The organism is Cupriavidus sp. 21MJTG02-4 (genome assembly GCF_057798975.1).
Genome location: NZ_JBYOJP010000001.1, coordinates 599780 through 617672 on the forward strand (window position 1 = coordinate 599780; position 17893 = coordinate 617672).

Here is a 17893-nt window from a genome sequence, read left to right on the forward strand (position 1 = left end):
GCGCTGGGTTTAGCCTTGCTTGGCGTCGGACTTGGCGTCAGCCTGGGCTTCCGCCTTGGCGCCGGCCTTGCTGTCCGAAGCCGGTTGCGGCTCCGAAGCCTGCTTGGCAGGCGCCGCAGCACCGGCGGGCTGGAACGGCACGGCCTTGGCCGGCGCGCCCACCTTGACCTTCTGCAGGCCTTCGACAATCACCTTCTCGCCGCCCTTGAGCCCTTCGGTCACGACCCAGCGGTCGCCGATCGCCTGCGGCGCCTTGACCGGCACCGCAGCCACGTTGCCGTCGTTGCCCACCACCAGCACGCTGGCGCCCTGGCCATTGCGGATCAGCGCGCGCTGCGGCACGGTCATCGCGTTTTCATCCACGCCCTGCTCGATCTTCACGCGCACGAACGTGCCGGACAGCAGTTCGCGCTTCGGGTTGGGGAATTGCGCGCGCAGCGTGATGGCGCCGGTGGTCGGGTCCACGGTCATGTCCGAGAACAGCAGCTTGCCGGTCTGGCTGTACTCGCGCCCGTCTTCCACGTACAGGTGCACCCGGGCACCGCCGTCCACGCCCTTGACCGAGCCCGATTCGATGGCGCGGCGCAGGCGCGTCACTTCGGCGGCCGGCTGAGTGAACGTCACCCAGATCGGATCGACCTGCTCGACCACGGTCAGCTTGGTGGCTTCGCCCTTGCCAACCAGCGCGCCTTCTGTGACCAGGGCACGGCCGGCGCGGCCGCTGATCGGCGCGGTCACCGTGGTGTAGCTCAGGTTGATCTGCGCGGTGGTCACGGCGGCCTTGGCGGCCGCGATGTCGGCATTGGCCTGGCCCGCGGCGGCCACGGCGTCGTCATATTCCTGCTTGCTGACGGCGTTGACGGCGACCAGCGGCTTGTAGCGCTCGGCCTTCTGGCGCGCCGACACGGCGTTGGCCTCGGCCCGCTCGAGCTGGGCCTTGGCCGACGCGAGCTGCGCCTGGTACGACGCGGGATCGATGCGGAACATGACCTGGCCGGCCTTCACTTCGCCGCCTTCGGTGTAGTTGCGCGACAGCACGATGCCTTCCACGCGCGCCCGCACTTCGGCGGTACGCACGCCTTCCAGGCGGCCCGGCAATTCATTGACGATGGCGACGGCCGATGGCGTCACGGTGACTACGCCCACTTCCGGCGGGGGCATGGCGCCGCCTTGTTGCTTTTTCTCGCCGCAAGCGGTCAGCGCCAGCGCCGACAACGCGGCGACGGCAACGCAATGGATACGTTGGGACTTCCTCATCGATAACCCCATGATGAAATTTTGAGATCTGCCGCGCCGGCCCGGCATGCCTGCTTGTCATCGGGACAACCGGGGCGCGATGCGGTCCGCTGCGTGCCCGGCAGCGGAAAAAGCGTGATGCTAGCCAAACGACGCGTCACAGCAATGACGAAGCGACGAATGCGGCCTTTTCTTTGATGAATGGTATGGATGACCGACCGGCCAGTGATGGCGATGGTGCGTCTGTGCGCACAAACCAGCGCGCTGGCCGAACATCGGGCAAGCGCGTATTATATATACATTCAAGCATGTATGTTAAGCCTGTGCAGCAAAGCGGGGTATTAGGCGCCTGCCTTGCCTTTTCCGGCTGACTGTGTGCAACGGAATCACCCTTCAGGCGTTGAATCGATGCGTACCCGTTCCGGACGCGTTACGATGCGCGCCGGTCGGCGCAGCGGTTTGCGCCTGGCTGTATCAAGGAAGTAACGATAACGACCCGTTGGTGCAGGCCACCAGCACGCGTAGCGGCGCAAGCCGCCACGCCAGGGAGAGCAAAACGGACCGGCCCGAAGGCCGGCACCAGAGATAGAAATGGTCAGACGCACCAAGGAAGAGGCACTCGAAACACGCCACCGGATTCTCGACGCGGCCGAAACCGTGTTCCACGCGCGCGGTGTCGCGCGCCCGTCGCTGGCGGACATCGCCGAGGCGGCGGGGGTCACGCGCGGCGCGATCTACTGGCACTTCAAGAACAAGAGCGACGTGTTCGCCGCCATGTGCGATCGCGTGAACCTGCCGGTGGAAGCCCTCTGCGATCCCGAGCGCATCGCGCGCCAGGAAGATCCGCTCGGCGGCATCCGCGACATCTGCGCTTTTGTCTTTCGCCAGACCGTGGTCAACCCGCGCTGGCGGCGCGTGTTCGAGATCATCTTCCACAAGTGCGAGATGGTGCAGGACAACGGCGCCATCTTCGAGCGCCAGCGCCAGTCGCACCAGGAAGGCATGGTGAAGATCCGCGAGCACCTGCGCCTGGCGGTGGAGCGCGGCCAGCTGCCGGCCGACCTGGACCTGGACCTGGCCGTGAACGCCTTCCATGCCGCCGTCGGCGGCGTGCTGGCGCACTGGCTGTTCTCGCCGCAGGACTTTGACCTGGACGCCAATGCCGAGCGCCTGGCGGACGCCTTTATCGATACCCTCAGGTATTCCCCCGCGCTGCGCCTGGGTTATGTACCGCGCCCGATGGCCGAGCTGGACCGCGAACTGTCCACGCTGTGCGAAAAAGCCGGGCAGAGCGGCGAATGCCCGCTGGCCACCTGACCGCCTGACCGAAATCAGCCGCGCATGGCGTCGCGCCAGCGCGCCAGGAACGCGCGTTTGCGCAGCGTGTCCTGCGCCGCCAGCAGGCCCGGTCCCACGCTGATCGGCCGCAACGCATAGCCCAGCCGCTCCGACAGTGCCGCCGCGGTGTGCCGGCTCTCGGTATCGGTGCGCACCGTATAGAGCTGCGAAGCGCCCTTGCCGAGCACCGTCTGCCCTTCCCGCGAGAGCAGGAAATCCAGCCACAGCCGCGCCGCGTTCGGCCGCGGCGCACGCCGGGCGATAAAAGCCACGCGCGACATCACCAGCGTGTAGTCGCGCGGCGCGATGACATCGATGGCGGCCCCGCGTTCCATCAGCGACAGCGCGTACGAACCCAGCAGGTTGTAGCCAAGCACGAATTCGCCGCTGGCGATGCGCTCGATCATGTCCGCGGTAGACGTCGACAACTGCGCATGGGCGCGCCCGAGCGCCTGCGCCAGGTACCAGAATTCGCTGCCCATGCGCGCGTCCTGCTGCGCCAGCAGGTAGCCGACCCCCGAACGCTCCACATCGTAGGTGACGACCTTGCCGCGCCAGCGCGGCGCATGCTCCTGCAGCAGGCGCGCCAGGCCGCTGCGGCTGCCGGGCGGCTTCGTGCCGGCGAAGTGCTTGCGGTTGTAGACGATTACCGCCGGCTCGAACGTCGTGCCCCAGGCTTCATCGCGCCACACCGCCCAGCCCGGCAGGCCGCTGCGTTCGGGCGATTGGTAACGCTGCGCGTAGCCGTCATTGACGAGCTTGATCTGCAGGTCCATGGCGGTGCTCCACAGCACATCGGCATAGGCGGAGTCAGGCGCCGGCTGGGCCTTGCCAAGCGCCGCGCTCTCCGCCAGGAAGCGCTGGTTCAGCTCGATCGTGTTCAGGTCTTCGTAGCGCACGCGGATGCCCGGATAGCGCGCCTCGAACGCGCGGATCAGCGGCTGCGCCACGTCGAGATCGGTCGAGGCATAGACATGGACCGCGCCCTCGCGCATGGCGCGCGCGACGGTGACCTCGTACTCGGACGGATAACTGGCCGGCGGCGCCGGCATGGCGTCCTGTGCCAGCGACCCGCCTGCGAGCGGGGCCAGCGCGGCGCCGGCCAGCAGTTGCCGGCGAAGGGCCGAGGCGGGGGCTTGCAGCAGTGCGGGTTCGGATGGCGGCGTGGTCAGGCGCTGGGACACGATGGTGCGGAGCGGCAACGAAGGGCGGGCGCGACGTGCGCCGGTAACGGCAGGGCGGGGGTATTATAGGCGCCCGCGGCCTGTGGTCCGCATCAACAGAACCTGCCGGAGGAGACCAGCATGCGCATCCTGCTGGTGGAAGATGAAGTGGAGTTGGCGCGCTGGGTGGCCCGCGCGCTGGAGCAGGGCGGCTTCGTAATCGAGCACGTGACCGACGGCCTGCAGGCCGAGGCGCGCCTGGTGGCCGAGGAATACGACGTCGTCGTGCTCGACCTGCGCCTGCCCGGCAAGGACGGCCTGGCCGTGCTCAAGGCCATGCGCGCGCGCGACGACCGCACGCCGGTGCTGATCCTCACGGCGCAGGACACGCTCGATGAACGCGTGCGCGGCCTGAACCTGGGCGCCGACGACTACCTGCCCAAGCCCTTCGCCATTGCCGAACTCGAAGCCCGCATCCTCGCGCTGATCCGCCGCAGCCGCGGGCGCGCGCACCCGCGCCTGCAATGCGGCACGCTGGTGTTCGACGGCGAGTCCCGCGGCTTCACGCTCGACGGCCAGACGCTGGCGCTGACGCCACGCGAATCGACACTGCTCGGCGCGCTGCTGGCCCGCAGCGGCCAGCCGCTCACCAAGGCGCAGCTGCTCGACAAGGTGTTCTCGCTCGACGCCGACGTCAGCCCCGACGCCATCGAGGTGCTGGTCTACCGCCTGCGCAAGAAGCTGGCCGGGCACGGCGTCACCATCGTCACGCTGCGCGGCTTCGGCTACCTGCTCGAGCCCGAGACCCCGGCCGCCTGATATGTGGCCACGCAAGCTGCGCCTGCGCGCGCGGCATCCGATCCTGCTGTGGCGGCGCGGCAGCCTGCGCCGCCAACTGCTCCTGCTGCTGGTGCCGGCGCTCGCGGCCATGATGGCGATCGACACGTGGCTCACCTACGGCACGCTGCGCGATGCCGCCAACACCGCCTACGACCGCTCGCTGTACGGCTCGATCCGCGCCATCGACAACGCCATCGGCATGGCCGGCGACAGCGTTCAGCTCTCGCTGCCCGACGCCGCCATGGAGATGTTCGAGACGGCGGCGCAGACCCATGTGTACTACCGCGTCTCGCTCGAACGTGCGGGCGCCATTGAAACCGTCACCGGCTACGACGACCTGCCGCTGCCCAAAGGCGCGCTCGCCAGCAACCAGCCGCGCTTCTACGATGATGACGACTACCGGGGCGAGGCCGTGCGCATCGCCGCCATGGCGCGCCCCGTGTACCGGCCCGACGCGCGCATGCGCGTCATCATCCAGGTCGCCGAAACTTCCGAGCCGCGCACCGCGCTGATCGGCAAGGTCTGGCGCAGCGCGCTCGCGCGCGACCTGCTGCTGATCGTGCTAAGCGCGGCGATCCTGGTCGGCGGCGTGACCTACGTGCTGCGCCCGCTGGCACGGGTACGCGATGATGTCGAAGCCCGCTCGCCCGATGACCTCACGCCGCTCGCGTTCAGCCGCGTGCCGATCGAAGTCAGTCCGCTGGTCGATGCCGTGAACCTGCACGTCGCGCGCTCCGAAGCGATGGCGCAGGCCCAGGCGCAATTCATCGCCGATGCGGCGCACCAGCTGCGCACGCCGCTGGCCATCCTCAAGACGCAGGCGGAATTCGCGCAGCGCCAGCTATGCGCGGATGGCGATGATCCAACATCGCGCAAGGCCGCCGGCGAAGCGGTCGGCGGCATCGTCACGCAACTGGAGCAGGCCGCGCGGCTGACCAACCAGCTGCTCGCGCTGGCGCGGGTACGGCAGCACCATGGCGAAACCGCCGCGCAGGCCGTCGCTTCCATCGATTCCGTCGATATCTTCGATGCCGTCACCGTGGCCGAACAGGTTGCGCTCGACTACCTGCCGCTCGCGCGTGGCAAGCAGCAGGACTTCGGCTGGGAGCCGACGCCGGGCCTGAAGCTGCCCGTGCGCGCCGATGCCGCGCTGCTGCGCGAGGCACTGGCCAACCTGGTCCACAACGCCATCCAGTATTCACCGCGCGGCAGCCGCATCACGCTGTCGGCGCAGCGCATCGACCAGACCGCGTGCCTGATGGTCGAGGACGACGGGCCGGGGATTCCCGACAACGAGCGCGAGAAGGTGTTCGCGCGCTTCTACCGGCGCGTGGGCAACACGGAACCGGGCTCGGGACTCGGACTGGCCATCTCGCGCGAAATGGCCGCGCGTTTTGGCGGCACCGTGGAACTCACCGAAGGATCGCAAGGGCAGGGCGTCAGGGCACTGCTGAAGCTGCCGGTCAGCGAACAGGGCGTGTGACAGGCCCTGTTCGCTGCGCAATCCCGCGTCAGCCGAACAGTTCTTCCGCCACCGTGGGATGCAGCTGCAGCGTCGTCTCCAGGTGCGATTCGCGCACCCCGAGCCGCAGCGCCACCGCCATCGCCTGCACGATCTCCGGCGCCGCGTTGTCCATCAGGTGCACGCCGAGCACGCGCCCCGTGCGCGCGTTCAGCACGAGCTTGAACACCGACTGCAGCGCATTGCCGCCGAAGCGGTTCTCCAGCGAGACAAAGCGCTTGACCACGGTGCGGATGCGCTCGGGCTTGCCGGCCTCTTCGATGGCCTGGGCCTCGGTCAGGCCGACTGCGCCGATGGCCGGTTCGCAAAACACGGCCGTCGGCACGAAGTCGAAGTCGGAACGTTCGCCGCGCCGGCCGAACAACCGGTCAGCCAGCCAGCGGCCCTGCGCCGTCGCGACCGGCGTCAGGTGCAGGCCTTCGATTGCATCGCCGATCGCATAGATCGAACGCACCGAGCTGCGGAACTGCCGGTCCACCTTGATGCCGCCCTTGTCGCCAAGCTTCACGCCGAGCGCATCGAGGCCGAGCCCATCGACGTTCGATACACGCCCCACCGCTACCAGCGCCGCCTGCGCGCGCACGGATTCGGTCTGTCCCGCCTTGCCGCCGTTGCGATAGCAGATCTCCAGCGCGCCATTGGCCTGGCTGATCAGGTTGACGCTGGCATTCAGGTGCAGCCGCACGCCCTTGGCTTCTAGTGCACCGGCGAGCGCCTCGGCGATCTCCGCATCGAAATGCGGCAGCACCCGGTCGCCGGCAACGATCAGGTCCACCTTGACGCCGTAGCGCGACAGGATCGACGCCTGCTCCACGCCGATGTAGCCGCCGCCGATCACGGCGATCGACCCCGGCACGGTCTGCCACGTGAAGACATCGTCGGAGTTGCTGGCAAGTTCGCCGCCGGGAATGTCGAGCGTCTTCGGACGCGCGCCCGTAGCGATCAGGATGCGCTTGGCGCGGATGACTTCATCGCCCACGCGCACTTCATCGGGCGCCGTGACGGTGGCGTCGCCGCGGATGATATCCACGCCCGCTTCGAGCAGGCGCTGCGCGTAGGCCACGTTCAGCCGCGCGACCTCCGCATTGACGCGCACGATGGCGTCGCGCCAGTCCTCGTGCCCGCCCGTATGCGACAGGCACCCGGACAGGATCGCGGCCCAGCCGGCGCCGTAGGACAGCATTTTCTTGGGCACGCAGCCGCGATTGACGCAGGTGCCGCCGATCTCGTCGCGCTCGATCAGCACGACGCTGGCCCCATGCGACGCCGCGCGCCGCGCGCAGGCGACGCCGGCCGAGCCGCCGCCGATCACGACGAAGTCCGCCTTGCGCGCACGCGACGGCTTGCCGCCCTTGCCGCGCGCACGGGGCACGCGCTCCACGGCTGGTTCCGCACTGACTTGACGGGCCCGCCTTGGTCCGTTGTCGGACGTGGCGGTTGTTGTCTGGCGCTTGCTCATCCATGCCTCCTGTCGCGGCACGCGGCCGCATCGACAAATGATCGGACCGGCACCAGCAACGCGCTAGGCGCCGGACTTCAGTTCCGTATTCAGGATCGACGGCCAATCGCGCAGGAAAGTTTCCCCGTCGCGGCGGCCCAGGTCATAGGCGTGCGTCATGGCATCGGGCCGGGTGTAGTCCCAGCTCGAAATCGGCACGCGTTGCGAAGGCTGCAGGTACAGGCGGCGCTGGCCGCCGCTTTGCACCACGAAACGGCGCGGGCGCGGGTACAGCCGCGTCACCAGCACCAGCACATTGCCCGGCGTGGCGTCGAGCGCGTCCACGGGCACGTTATCCACCAGGCCGCCATCGAGCACGGCACGGCCTTCCCGCCGCAGCACCGGCGTGAAGGGCGGCGTCGAGGCGGATTGCAGCAGCAGATCGGCCAGCTGTTCCGGCGAGCCGCACTCCTGCGCGCGCACAAATTCGGGCCGGAAGCCGAGCTTGCGCCCGAGCCGCGGATGCAGCGTCTTGAGCACGTGCTTGTCGATGTTGTACGCCAGCAGGCCCGCCGCCACAGCCAGGCGCGGGCCGCTCCAGCGCGGGATATGCGCCACGCCGATGCGGATCTCCGGCGCCTGCTGCAGGTGCGCCAGGCGTCCGTCGGCAAAGATCGACAGCAGCGCCGTGCGGTAGATGCCGTAGTGCGGAAACACGCGCTCGTTGCGCAGCAGGTTGCCCCAGTAGGCATTGCGCTTGTTGTTCGACAGCACCTGGCGGTAGTAAGCCATGGTCTGTTGCGAGTCGTGCGCATAGATCATGCAGGCCGTGGCCGCGCCGGCGGAAATGCCAGCGATCACGCGGGGCCGCAAATGAAGTTCCGGCGCGACCACGTCCCACCAGCCCGCCTGCCACCAGCAGCGGTTGCCGCCGCCGGCAAAGACGATCTGGTCGAACGGTTGGGCCGTGCCTGCGGTCATGCAGCGTTCCGGAAGTCGTTGGCCTGCGGCGTCACAGCAGGGCGTAGGTCGTGGTGGCCTGCACGGCCAGCTTGCCGTCGGCGCCGGTCAGTTCGATTTCGCCGAACACCATGGTCTTGCCGAGGCGCAGCACGTTGGCACGCACAAGCACGTCGCCGTCGATCACGGGACGCATGAAATTGGTGTTCAGGGTAACGGTGGTCATCGGCCGGAACGCGCCGAGCGCGCTGGCTACCGCGACGATCATCGCCGTGTCGGCGGCGGACATCAGCACTTGCCCGCACACCACGCCGCCCGCATGGCGGAACATCTCCTGGAACGGCAGCCGCAGCGTGATGCCGACGGCATCGACAGCCTCGGCGCGCAGCCCGAGCTGGCGCACCCACGGCGCGAGCACGCGCTCCAGCGTGGCATCGATATCGGCAAGGGTCATGCGGCCTTCGGCGGATTCGGACATGGCGATCCTGGTCTTGTTATCCCGCTGGGATTGTCGCCCGGTGGCCGCCCGGCAAGGGGTGGCCGCTATTCCGTCTCCTCCGGCGCGACGCGAAGTTTGAACCAATGATACAGGGGGCCCGTGGCCAGCACCACGAAGGCCATCCGGATCACATGGAAGGCGGTCACCAGCGGCACGCCAAGCTCCAGCACCTTGGCGGTGATGCACATCTCGGCAATGCCGCCCGGCGTGGTGCCCAGGATCATTGTGGCCGGGTGCGCGCCGGACAGGATCGAGATCACCCAGCCAAGCAGCGCCGACACCAGCAGCGCCACCACCGTGTACAGCGCCACGCCCGACAGGAAGCGCGGCGCGGTATGCAGGAAGTCGCGCGAGAATCGCGCGCCCAGCGATACGCCGATCAGCAACTGGCCGGTGCGGCTCATCCACGTCGGGATGGCCGACAGTTCGATGCCTGAAGCGGTCAGCACCGCCGCAGCCAGCAGCGTGCCGATCACGAACGGATTCGGCATCTTGAGCCGCCGCACCAGCAGCGCTACGCCGAGCGTAATGGCGATCAGCGCGAGCAGGCCGGGCGCGCTGACCGTGCGCGGCCCCGGGATGTACGGATCGAGTCCATGGATGCCGCCGTACTGGAAAATGGCCGGCACCGCCACCACCACCAGCAGCACGCGCAGCGAATGCGCGGCCGCAACCTGGTCGATGCGCGCGCCATTGCGTTCGGCCAGGTTGGCCATTTCCGAGGCGCCGCCGATGGCCGTGGAGAAATACGCAGTCTTGAACGCCACGCCCGTGGTCCTGCGCAGCAGCAGCGCACCGCCCGCCCCCAGTACCAGCGCAAACAGCGACGCCGCGATGATGTAGGGCAGGAACTCCAGCAGGCGGGCCACCACGTCCGGCGTGAAATACAGGCCCAGCGATGCACCGATCACCCACTGGCCGGCATTGCGTGCCTGCGTCGGCGAACGCAGGTCCGCGCCGGCCATGCGCGCACCGGCCACGGACAGCAGCGGCCCGATCATCCACGGGAGCGGCGTGCGCAGCACGGTACAGAGCAGGGCGGCGGCCAGGCCGAGCAGCAGCGTCAGCGCGACCGGCAACCAGCGATGGGAGGAAAGACTCATGATGCAGCGGCCTGGCGGGGGAACCGGCGCCTTGTTGTTGTGAATACAGAATGCATGAAGCCCGGCACGCGTGCGCCGGGCTTCGTTCATCTTATGACAGCGGGTGACTAATCACGCTGCATTGTCCGCCTGTTCATGCGCCGACGGCCGGTTGGCATGCCAGCGCAGCAGGCGCGGAATCACCACCACGGCCACGGTCATGGCCAGGATGGTGGCCGAGATCGGCTGCTTGACGAACAGGCTCCAGTCGCCCTGGCCGATCGACAGCGCATTGCGCAGCTGCTTCTCGGCAATCGGTCCGAGGATCAGGCCGACGATGACCGGCGCGGTTGGGAAGTCGAAGCGGCGCATGACCATGCCGAGCAGGCCGACCACGAACAGCAGCAGCAGGTCGAACCACGACTGGCGGATGCCGTAGGCGCCGAGCCCCGCGAAGATCAGGATGCCGCCGTACAGCAGCGGCGTCGGCACGCGCAGCATGCGCACCCACAGGCCGATCGCCGGCAGGTTCAGCACCAGCAGCATCACGTTGCCGATGTACAGCGACGCCAGCAGGCCCCACACCAGGTCGCCCGAGGTCTGGAACAGCATCGGGCCCGGCTGCAGGTTGTAGTTCTGGAACGCCGCCAGCAGGATCGCGGTGGTGTTCGAGGTCGGGATGCCGAGCGTCAGCAGCGGGGCCAGCGTAGCCGTCACCGCGGCGTTGTTGGCGGCCTCGGGGCCGGCCACGCCTTCGATGGCGCCGACCTTGCCGAACTCTTCCTTGTGGTTCGACAGCTTCTTTTCGGTGGCGTAGGACAGGAACGTCGGGATCTCCGCGCCGCCCGCCGGGATCAGGCCGAACGGGAAGCCGATGATGGTGCCGCGGATCCACGCCGGCACCGAACGCTTCCAGTCCGACTTGTTCATGTGGACCGAACTGAGCTTGTTGAACGTGCCTTCCGGCTGCGGGAAGAACGCATTGAACAGCGCCTCGCCCACCGCGAACAGGCCCACTGCAACCACGACGATATCGACGCCGTCGTACAGTTCCTGGATGTTCATCGAATAGCGCGTCTGGCCCGACAGCGAATCCATGCCGATCAGGCCGATGCCCAGGCCCAGGAACAGGCTGGTCATGCCGCGCAGCAGCGACGAGCCCAGCACGGCCGAGACCGTGGTGAACGCGAGCAGCATGATCATGAAGTACTCGCCCGGACCGAACTCCAGCGCGACGTCCGCGGCCACCGGCGCGAACATCGACAACAGCACGGTGGCGATGGTGCCGGCCACGAACGAGCCGATCGCAGCCGTCGCCAGCGCCGGGCCCGCGCGGCCGTTCTTGGCCATCAGGTTGCCTTCCATGGCCGTGACCATGGTGGAAGACTCGCCCGGCGTGTTCATCAGGATCGAGGTGGTCGAGCCGCCGTACATCGCGCCGTAGTAGATGCCGGCGAACATGATCAGCGCAGCAGTGGGTTCGACCTTGGCCGTCAGCGGCAGCAGCATCGCCACCGTCAGCGCGGGGCCGATGCCGGGCAGCACGCCGATGGCGGTGCCAAGGAAGCAGCCCACCAGGGCCCACAGCAGGTTGATCGGCGTGATGGCCACGGCGAAGCCGTGCATCAGCTGGTTCAGGGTATCCATTCGTGACTCCTGGGTGGTCAGGCGGGCTCAGAAGCCGGCGATGGGAAGCAGCGGCAGGTTGATGCCGAGCAGGAATTCAAACAGCGCCCACATCGGCAGCGTGATGCACAGGCCGATGATGGCGTCGCGCACGATGCGGCGGCTGCCGTAGCCGCGCGCCACGCAGATCATCAGCAGCGTGGACGACAGCACGAAGCCGAGCGTGCCAATCAGCGCCATGTTCAGCACCAGGCCCGCCGCCACCCACAGGAAGCCCTTGAAGTTGTGCGGGGCGTCGGGCAGTTCGGCATCTTCTTCCGGCATGTTGCGGAAGCCGCCGCGCACGCCTTGCCAGGTCAGCAGCGCACCGCATACGGCCAGGCCGATCGCCACCAGCGTGGGTGCGAAGCGCGGCGACAGGCCGGCATAGCCTTCTTCACCCGAAATGCCCGACAGGCCCAGGAAGAAGAACAGCGAGAGCGCCAGCACGGCAATGCCGATGGCGAGATGGGAGGGTTTCATGGAGACTCCTTGGCCTTCGTCGCCAACCCGGAGGTGGCTGGCGTCCGCGACGCTGGCTTTCTGATTCCTGCGCGGCCGCAGGGCCCGGCGACATGTAGTTTTGGTTTGGGTGTCGCAGGTGGTAGACACCGGGCCCCGCGCCGTTTTCCGGGCCACCATCTATAGCAGTGGCTTCGGCAGGCACGACAGGTAACTCATCAGCACTGCTCGGGTCCGCGGGGCTGCGGACCCGTACTGCAAGATGCAAGACGCGTGAAAGCGCCTGGATGCGTCTGGCTGCTTACTTCGCCACGCCCAGTTCGCGCAGCGTGCCGCCCAGGCGGGCCGATTCGCTGTCGACGAACTTGCCGAACTCGTCGCCGGTCAGCAGGAACGGCGTCCAGTCATTCTTCTGCAGCGTTTCCTTCCAGGCCTTGCTCTCGGTGGCCTTCACCACGGCATCGATCATGGCCTTGCGCTGCTCGGGCGTGGTGCCCGGCGCGCCATACACGCCGCGCCAGTTGTAGATCTCGACGTTCACGCCCTGCTCCTTGAGCGTCGGGATATCCGCGGTGCGGTCCTTGGAGGTCACCGCCAGCGCACGCATCTTGCCGCTCTTGATGAACGGCAGGAATTCCGAGACGCCGGCAATGCCCACGGTCACATGACCGCCGAGGATCGAGGCCGAGGCCTCGCCGCCGCCCTGGAACGGCACGTAGTTGATCTTCTTCGGGTCGACGCCGATGTCCTTGGCGATCAGGCCGGCCAGGATGTGGTCGATCGAACCCTTGGAGCCGCCGCCCCAGCTCACGCTGCCCGGGTTGGCCTTGAGCTGCATGGTCAGGTCCTTGATCGACTTGATCGGCGAGGCAGCCGGCACGGTGATGACCATGGTGTCGGCGTACAGGCGCGCGATCGGCGTGGCGTTCTTCAGCGTGACCGGCGGATGGTTGGTCTCGATGGCGCCGACCATCACCGCACCGACGACCATCAGCGCGTTCGGGTTGGCCTTGTCGGTATTGACGAACTGGGTCAGGCCGATGGTGCCGCCGGCGCCGCCCTTGTTGTCATAGGTAGCCGTCTTGGCAACGCCCGAGGCGATCATCGCCGCGCCCAGGCCGCGGCCGGTCTGGTCATAGCCGCCGCCGGGGTTGGCGCCGATCATGAACTTGACGGTGTCCATCGCGAAGGCCGGTGCGGCGGCGACGGTGGCCGCAACGGCGGCCGAAGCCATGACGACGTGGGCGAAACGGTGAATCGAGCGACGCATAACGGTCTCCTTCTCCTGGTATGTTCTTGCCGTATCTTCGGCTCGCCGTCATGGCGCAGCGTGTCCGGAAATCGGGAGAAAGGGGATGGCTACCGTCACGAAAAACCGTAGCTCGCTGTCTCCTGTCCGTTGCACGCGTGGCATGCCGGCCTTGTTTTTGGATGTCTGCATGACCTGTTGACAAGTCATGTGCCGGATTCTAGGCGTTGGAAACTGTCAAAAGGCTGTCAGATTGACAGCCATGGCATCGGGGTTTACGTGGATTGGCGGGCGCTTCAGCGCGCGGCAGGCGCCGATGCCGCAGCGGGCATCGCCTTGCCCACCACGGCGTCGCGGCAAGGATCGTCGCGTTCCACCGGCGCCACGGTGACCACGCGGTCGAAGCCGGCCGGATTGCCCTGGCCGCGTTCGAGGTAGCCGATGCTGAGCGCCTTGCCATCGCCCGCGCCTAGCCAGCGCGGCACGCCGATGTCGTTGCGCACATGGCCGTTGCCAGCGATCAGCACCGCGCCGCGCGCGGCGTAAGGCCGCAGCGTGGCGGCCATCACGGCATCGCGCGCGGCTTGCGCGTTCAGCATGCCGGGCAGCATCGCCTTGGGAAAGTTGCCGCAATGGCCTTCGTCGAGCACCGCGGTCTGCGCTGCGACCAGGTCGGGCGGCAGCGTACCGGCCAAGCCCAGTTGCGCGCGCTGCTGCGGCACGAACAGGCCATCCAGGCCGCCACGCACGATCTTCGCCGCATCGGCACGCGACAGGTTCGCGGCCAGCAGCGGCAGGTCGTACTGCAGCGCCAGCGCCACCACCGGCCGGTACAGCGGCCACTGCCATCCACCGCCTCCCGCCTGCTTGATCAGGTAGTCGGCGTCGCCCGGACGCTCACGGCGCGCGCGATCGATATCGGCCTGGCGTTCGCGGTCGAACTGCTCCATGGCGACAGCCGGGCGCCAGCCTTGCTCAACCGCGCGCGTGAGGGCGGCCAGCCGCTGTTGCTGGCCGGCGGGGTTGTCGTGGACTTCGCCGAGCAGCACGTAGGACTTGCCGGCAAACGCCGCGCTGACCGCGTCGGGACCCGGCGACGGCGGCATAGCAGCGCAGCCGGCCACGAGCAAGGCAACCACGGCAATACGGGGCAAGGTCATGCAGTGATCTCCTGAAGCTCGCACATAGGGAAGCGAGACCGCCTGCCGGTGCCGTGCCGGCGGGCACGGCACCGCGGCTCAGCGCTGGTGCGCCACCTCGCCCTGCACCGCCTCGGGCAGGCGATTGCCTTCGGCATCGATCTGCAGCGGACCCGTGCCCGAGAACCGGTCCAGCGCCAGATAGATCACCGGCGTAATGAACAGCGTGATGACCTGCGAGAACAGCAGGCCGCCTACCACGGCCAGACCCAGCGGCTGGCGCAGCTCGGCGCCCGCGCCCAGGCCCAGCGCCAGCGGCAGCGCGCCCATCACGGCGGCGAACGTGGTCATCATGATCGGCCGGAAACGCAGCAGGCACGCCTGGCGGATGGCCCGCGCAGGCGCCATGCCTTGTTCGCGCTGCGCGGCCAGCGCGAAGTCGATCATCATGATGGCGTTCTTCTTGACGATGCCGATCAGCATCAGCACGCCGATGGTCGCGATCAGCGACAGCTCCACGTTGAAGATGAACAGCGTCAGCAGCGCGCCGATGGCGGCAGACGGCAGCCCGGCCAGGATCGTCAGCGGGTGGATGTAGCTCTCGTACAGCACGCCCAGCAGCGTGTAGATGACCGCGATGGCCGCCACCAGCAGCACGATCTGCGTCGCCTGCGACGACTGGAACACCGCCGCATCGCCACCCCAGCTCGTGAAGATGGAGGTCGGCATGGCGATCTCCTGCCGGTAGCGGTCGATCTTCGCCGAGGCCTCGCCCAGCGCCGCGCCCGGGGCCAGGTTGAACGACACCGTCACCGAAGGCAGCTGCCCCTGGTGGTTCACGGCAATCGGCCCGACCCGGCGCTCGGTCGTGGCGAACGCGGAGATCGGCACCATCTGGCCGGTCTTGCTGCGCACGTAGAGCTTGGTGAATGCGCTCTCATCCTGGCGATCGACGTCGGCGGCCTGCAGGATCACGTAGTAGTTGTCGATCGGCGTATAGATCGTCGATACCTGGCGCTCGCCGAACGCCGAGTACAACGCGGTGCGCACGTCCTGCATCTGCACGCCGAGCGCGTTGGCCTTGTCGCGGTCGATCGACAGCTGCGCCTCCAGGCCCGACTGCTGCGAGTCGCTGGTGACGTCGCGGAACACCGTGTCGGCGCGCATCTTCGCCATGAGCTTGTCGCTGAACTCCTGGAGCTGGCCGGCCTTCACGCTCTGCAGCGTGTACTGGTAGCGGCTCTTGCTCTGGCGCCCGCCCAGGCGCAGGTTCTGCACCGGCGAAAAATACACCGCCAGGCCCGGAATGCCGGACACGTCCTTGCGCAGCGACTCCACCACCTTCGGCATCTTGGGCCGCTGGCCGAGCGGCTTCAGTTCGACGAACATGCGGCCGGTGTTGATCGCGGGCGAAGGACCGCCGCCGATCGACACCACGATGCTCTTCACCGCCGGGTTGGCGCGCATGCGTTCGGCGGCATCGCGCAGCCGCTCGGCCATGGCATCGAACGAGATATCCTGCGGGCCTTCGGCGTTAACCTGGATCTGGCCGATGTCTTCCTCGGGGAAGAAGCCCTTCGGAATCTTGACGAACAGCACGGCGGTCAGCACGAAGGTCAGGCCCGCGGCCGCCAGCACCACGCGCCGGTGCGCCAGGCACCAGTCCAGGCCGTGCGCGTACTTGTGCAGCGTCCACTCGAACAGGTTCTCGAACCACTGCGTCGAACGCATGCCCAGCGTCTGCTTCTGCACCACCGCCGGCGCATGGCCGGCGTGGTCGCCGTAGGCGTGCTGCGATTCATCGACCGGCACGTTTTCGGCCGACAGGAAGCGCGCGCACAGCATCGGGATCAGCGTCAGCGACACCAGCGCCGACACCAGGATCGACAGCGACACCACCGCCGCGAACTCGTGGAACAGCAGGCCGATCACACCCGGCATGAAGAAGATCGGGATGAACACCGCCACCAGCGAGATCGAGATCGACAGGATGGTGAAGCCCATCTCACGCGAGCCCACCAGCGCGGCCTTGAGCGGCGGCACGCCTTCCTCGATATGGCGCACGATGTTCTCGAGCATCACGATGGCGTCGTCCACCACCAGGCCCACGGCCAGCGTGATGGCCAGCAGCGACACGTTGTCCAGGCTGTAGCCGAAGGCCTTCATCAGCGCCACCGTGCCGATCAGCGAGATCGGCAGCGATACGGTCGGGATCAGCGTGGCGGCGGCGCGGCGCAGGAACAGAAAGATCACCATCACCACCAGCGCCACCGTCAGCGCCAGCGTGAACTGCACGTCGTGGATCGACTCCCGGATCGAGTTGGAGCGGTCGTTGACCACCGCCACGTTGACCGAGCCCGGCATCTGGCTGACCAGGCGGGGCAGGGCACCCTTGATGGCGTCGACCACGGCCACGGTGTTGGCGTCGGGCTGGCGCAGCACGGCCAGCACGATCGAGCGTTCGTTGTTGAGCCAGCTTCCGGTCTTCAGGGTCTCGACGCTGTCCTCCACCTCGGCCACGTCGGACAGGCGCACCAGGGCGCCGTTGGGCTGGCTGGCGACGATGATGTTGCGGAACGCATCGGCGTTGGCGAGCTGCCGGTTGGCCTGGATCGTCAGCGTCTGGCGCGCGCTGTCGAGCGTGCCGACCGGCGTATTGGCGTTGGCGCGGTTCAGCGCCGTGGCCAGCTCGTCGAGCGTCAGGCCGCGCGCGGCCAGCGCATCCGGATGGGCGCGCACGCGCACGGCAAAGCGCTTCTGGCCGAACACCTGCACCTGCGCCACGCCGGGCAGCGTGGCAAGCGTCGGCGAAATCAGGTTGTCGCCAAAGGCGTTGAGTTCGGCCAGGCTCATCGCCGGCGAGTTGATCGCCAGCAGCAGCACCGGCGCATCGGCCGGGTTGACCTTGCGGTACGACGGCGGCACCGTCATCTCGATCGGCAGCGAACGCTGCGCGCGGAACAGCGCCGCCTGCACGTCCACGGCGGCGGCATCGATGTCGCGGTCGCTGTTGAATTCGATCGTGATGCTCGAATTGCCGAGCGTGTTCGACGAACTGATCACCGACACGCCCGGAATCGTCGCGAACTGCTTTTCGAGCTGCGTGGCCACCGAGGCGGCCATGGTTTCAGGGCTTGCGCCCGGCAGCGTCGCGGTGACCTGGATCACGGGCGAGTTGAAGCTGGGCAACGCGGCGATGGGGATCGTCGGGTACAGCACGATGCCTGTGACGATCACCGCGATGCACAGCAGCACCGTCATCACCGGACGGCGGATACAAAGCTCGGACAGCGTCATGGC

14 protein-coding genes are annotated in these 17893 nt (G+C 67.8%); 3 read left to right on the forward strand and 11 right to left on the reverse strand.

Annotation, left to right across the window (positions count from 1 at the left end; genetic code table 11):
• Positions 1-9: 9 nt before the first annotated feature.
• Positions 10-1257, reverse strand: a complete 1248-nt coding sequence (locus AC3FKH_RS02900; RefSeq protein WP_488672745.1) for an efflux RND transporter periplasmic adaptor subunit — start codon at positions 1255-1257, stop codon at positions 10-12.
• 570 nt (positions 1258-1827) lie between these two features.
• Here AC3FKH_RS02900 and AC3FKH_RS02905 point away from each other — a divergent pair.
• Positions 1828-2553, forward strand: coding sequence for a TetR family transcriptional regulator (locus tag AC3FKH_RS02905; RefSeq protein WP_488672747.1), 726 nt, complete (start codon positions 1828-1830; stop codon positions 2551-2553).
• Between the two features lie 14 nt (positions 2554-2567).
• Here the strand turns inward: AC3FKH_RS02905 and AC3FKH_RS02910 are convergent, their stop codons facing one another.
• Positions 2568-3626, reverse strand: coding sequence for an ABC transporter substrate-binding protein (locus AC3FKH_RS02910; RefSeq protein WP_488672895.1), 1059 nt, complete (start codon positions 3624-3626; stop codon positions 2568-2570).
• A 252-nt stretch (positions 3627-3878) separates the two neighbouring features.
• Here AC3FKH_RS02910 and AC3FKH_RS02915 point away from each other — a divergent pair, with 252 nt between their 5' ends.
• Both AC3FKH_RS02915 and AC3FKH_RS02920 read left to right on the forward strand, forming a co-directional pair.
• Positions 3879-4556, forward strand: a complete 678-nt coding sequence (locus AC3FKH_RS02915; RefSeq protein ID WP_488672749.1) for a response regulator — start codon at positions 3879-3881, stop codon at positions 4554-4556.
• Between the two features lies 1 nt (position 4557).
• Positions 4558-6060 carry a sensor histidine kinase gene (locus AC3FKH_RS02920; protein ID WP_488672751.1) on the forward strand — a complete coding sequence of 501 codons (1503 nt, stop codon included), beginning with the start codon at positions 4558-4560 and terminating at the stop codon, positions 6058-6060.
• A 28-nt stretch (positions 6061-6088) separates the two neighbouring features.
• On the opposite strand, the gene AC3FKH_RS02925 is transcribed toward AC3FKH_RS02920, so the two are convergent.
• The 9 genes from AC3FKH_RS02925 to AC3FKH_RS02965 all read right to left on the reverse strand — a co-directional run bounded on the left by AC3FKH_RS02925 (position 6089) and on the right by AC3FKH_RS02965 (position 17890).
• The gene (locus AC3FKH_RS02925; protein WP_488672753.1) at positions 6089-7558 is read right to left on the reverse strand and encodes a dihydrolipoyl dehydrogenase family protein; all 1470 of its coding nucleotides are present in this window, start codon (positions 7556-7558) and stop codon (positions 6089-6091) included.
• A gap of 63 nt (positions 7559-7621) precedes the next feature.
• Positions 7622-8518, reverse strand: coding sequence for a patatin-like phospholipase family protein (locus AC3FKH_RS02930; protein WP_488672755.1), 897 nt, complete (start codon positions 8516-8518; stop codon positions 7622-7624).
• Positions 8519-8549: 31 nt separating this feature from the next.
• On the reverse strand, positions 8550-8975 hold the full coding sequence (locus tag AC3FKH_RS02935; protein WP_488672757.1) for a PaaI family thioesterase: 426 nt from the start codon (positions 8973-8975) through the stop codon (positions 8550-8552).
• A gap of 65 nt (positions 8976-9040) precedes the next feature.
• Positions 9041-10099 (reverse strand): AbrB family transcriptional regulator, encoded by a 1059-nt coding sequence (locus AC3FKH_RS02940; RefSeq protein WP_488672759.1) that lies wholly within the window; start codon positions 10097-10099, stop codon positions 9041-9043.
• 111 nt (positions 10100-10210) lie between these two features.
• Positions 10211-11725: a tripartite tricarboxylate transporter permease gene (locus AC3FKH_RS02945; RefSeq protein WP_483709933.1), complete on the reverse strand. Its 1515-nt coding sequence runs from the start codon at positions 11723-11725 to the stop codon at positions 10211-10213.
• A gap of 27 nt (positions 11726-11752) precedes the next feature.
• Positions 11753-12226, reverse strand: a complete 474-nt coding sequence (locus tag AC3FKH_RS02950; protein ID WP_483709932.1) for a tripartite tricarboxylate transporter TctB family protein — start codon at positions 12224-12226, stop codon at positions 11753-11755.
• Positions 12227-12506: 280 nt separating this feature from the next.
• The gene (locus AC3FKH_RS02955; protein ID WP_488672761.1) at positions 12507-13475 is read right to left on the reverse strand and encodes a tripartite tricarboxylate transporter substrate binding protein; all 969 of its coding nucleotides are present in this window, start codon (positions 13473-13475) and stop codon (positions 12507-12509) included.
• A gap of 275 nt (positions 13476-13750) precedes the next feature.
• Positions 13751-14614, reverse strand: a complete 864-nt coding sequence (locus tag AC3FKH_RS02960) for a ChaN family lipoprotein (protein ID WP_488672763.1) — start codon at positions 14612-14614, stop codon at positions 13751-13753.
• 78 nt (positions 14615-14692) lie between these two features.
• On the reverse strand, positions 14693-17890 hold the full coding sequence (locus tag AC3FKH_RS02965) for an efflux RND transporter permease subunit (RefSeq protein WP_488672765.1): 3198 nt from the start codon (positions 17888-17890) through the stop codon (positions 14693-14695).
• Between the last annotated feature and the right edge of the window lie 3 nt (positions 17891-17893).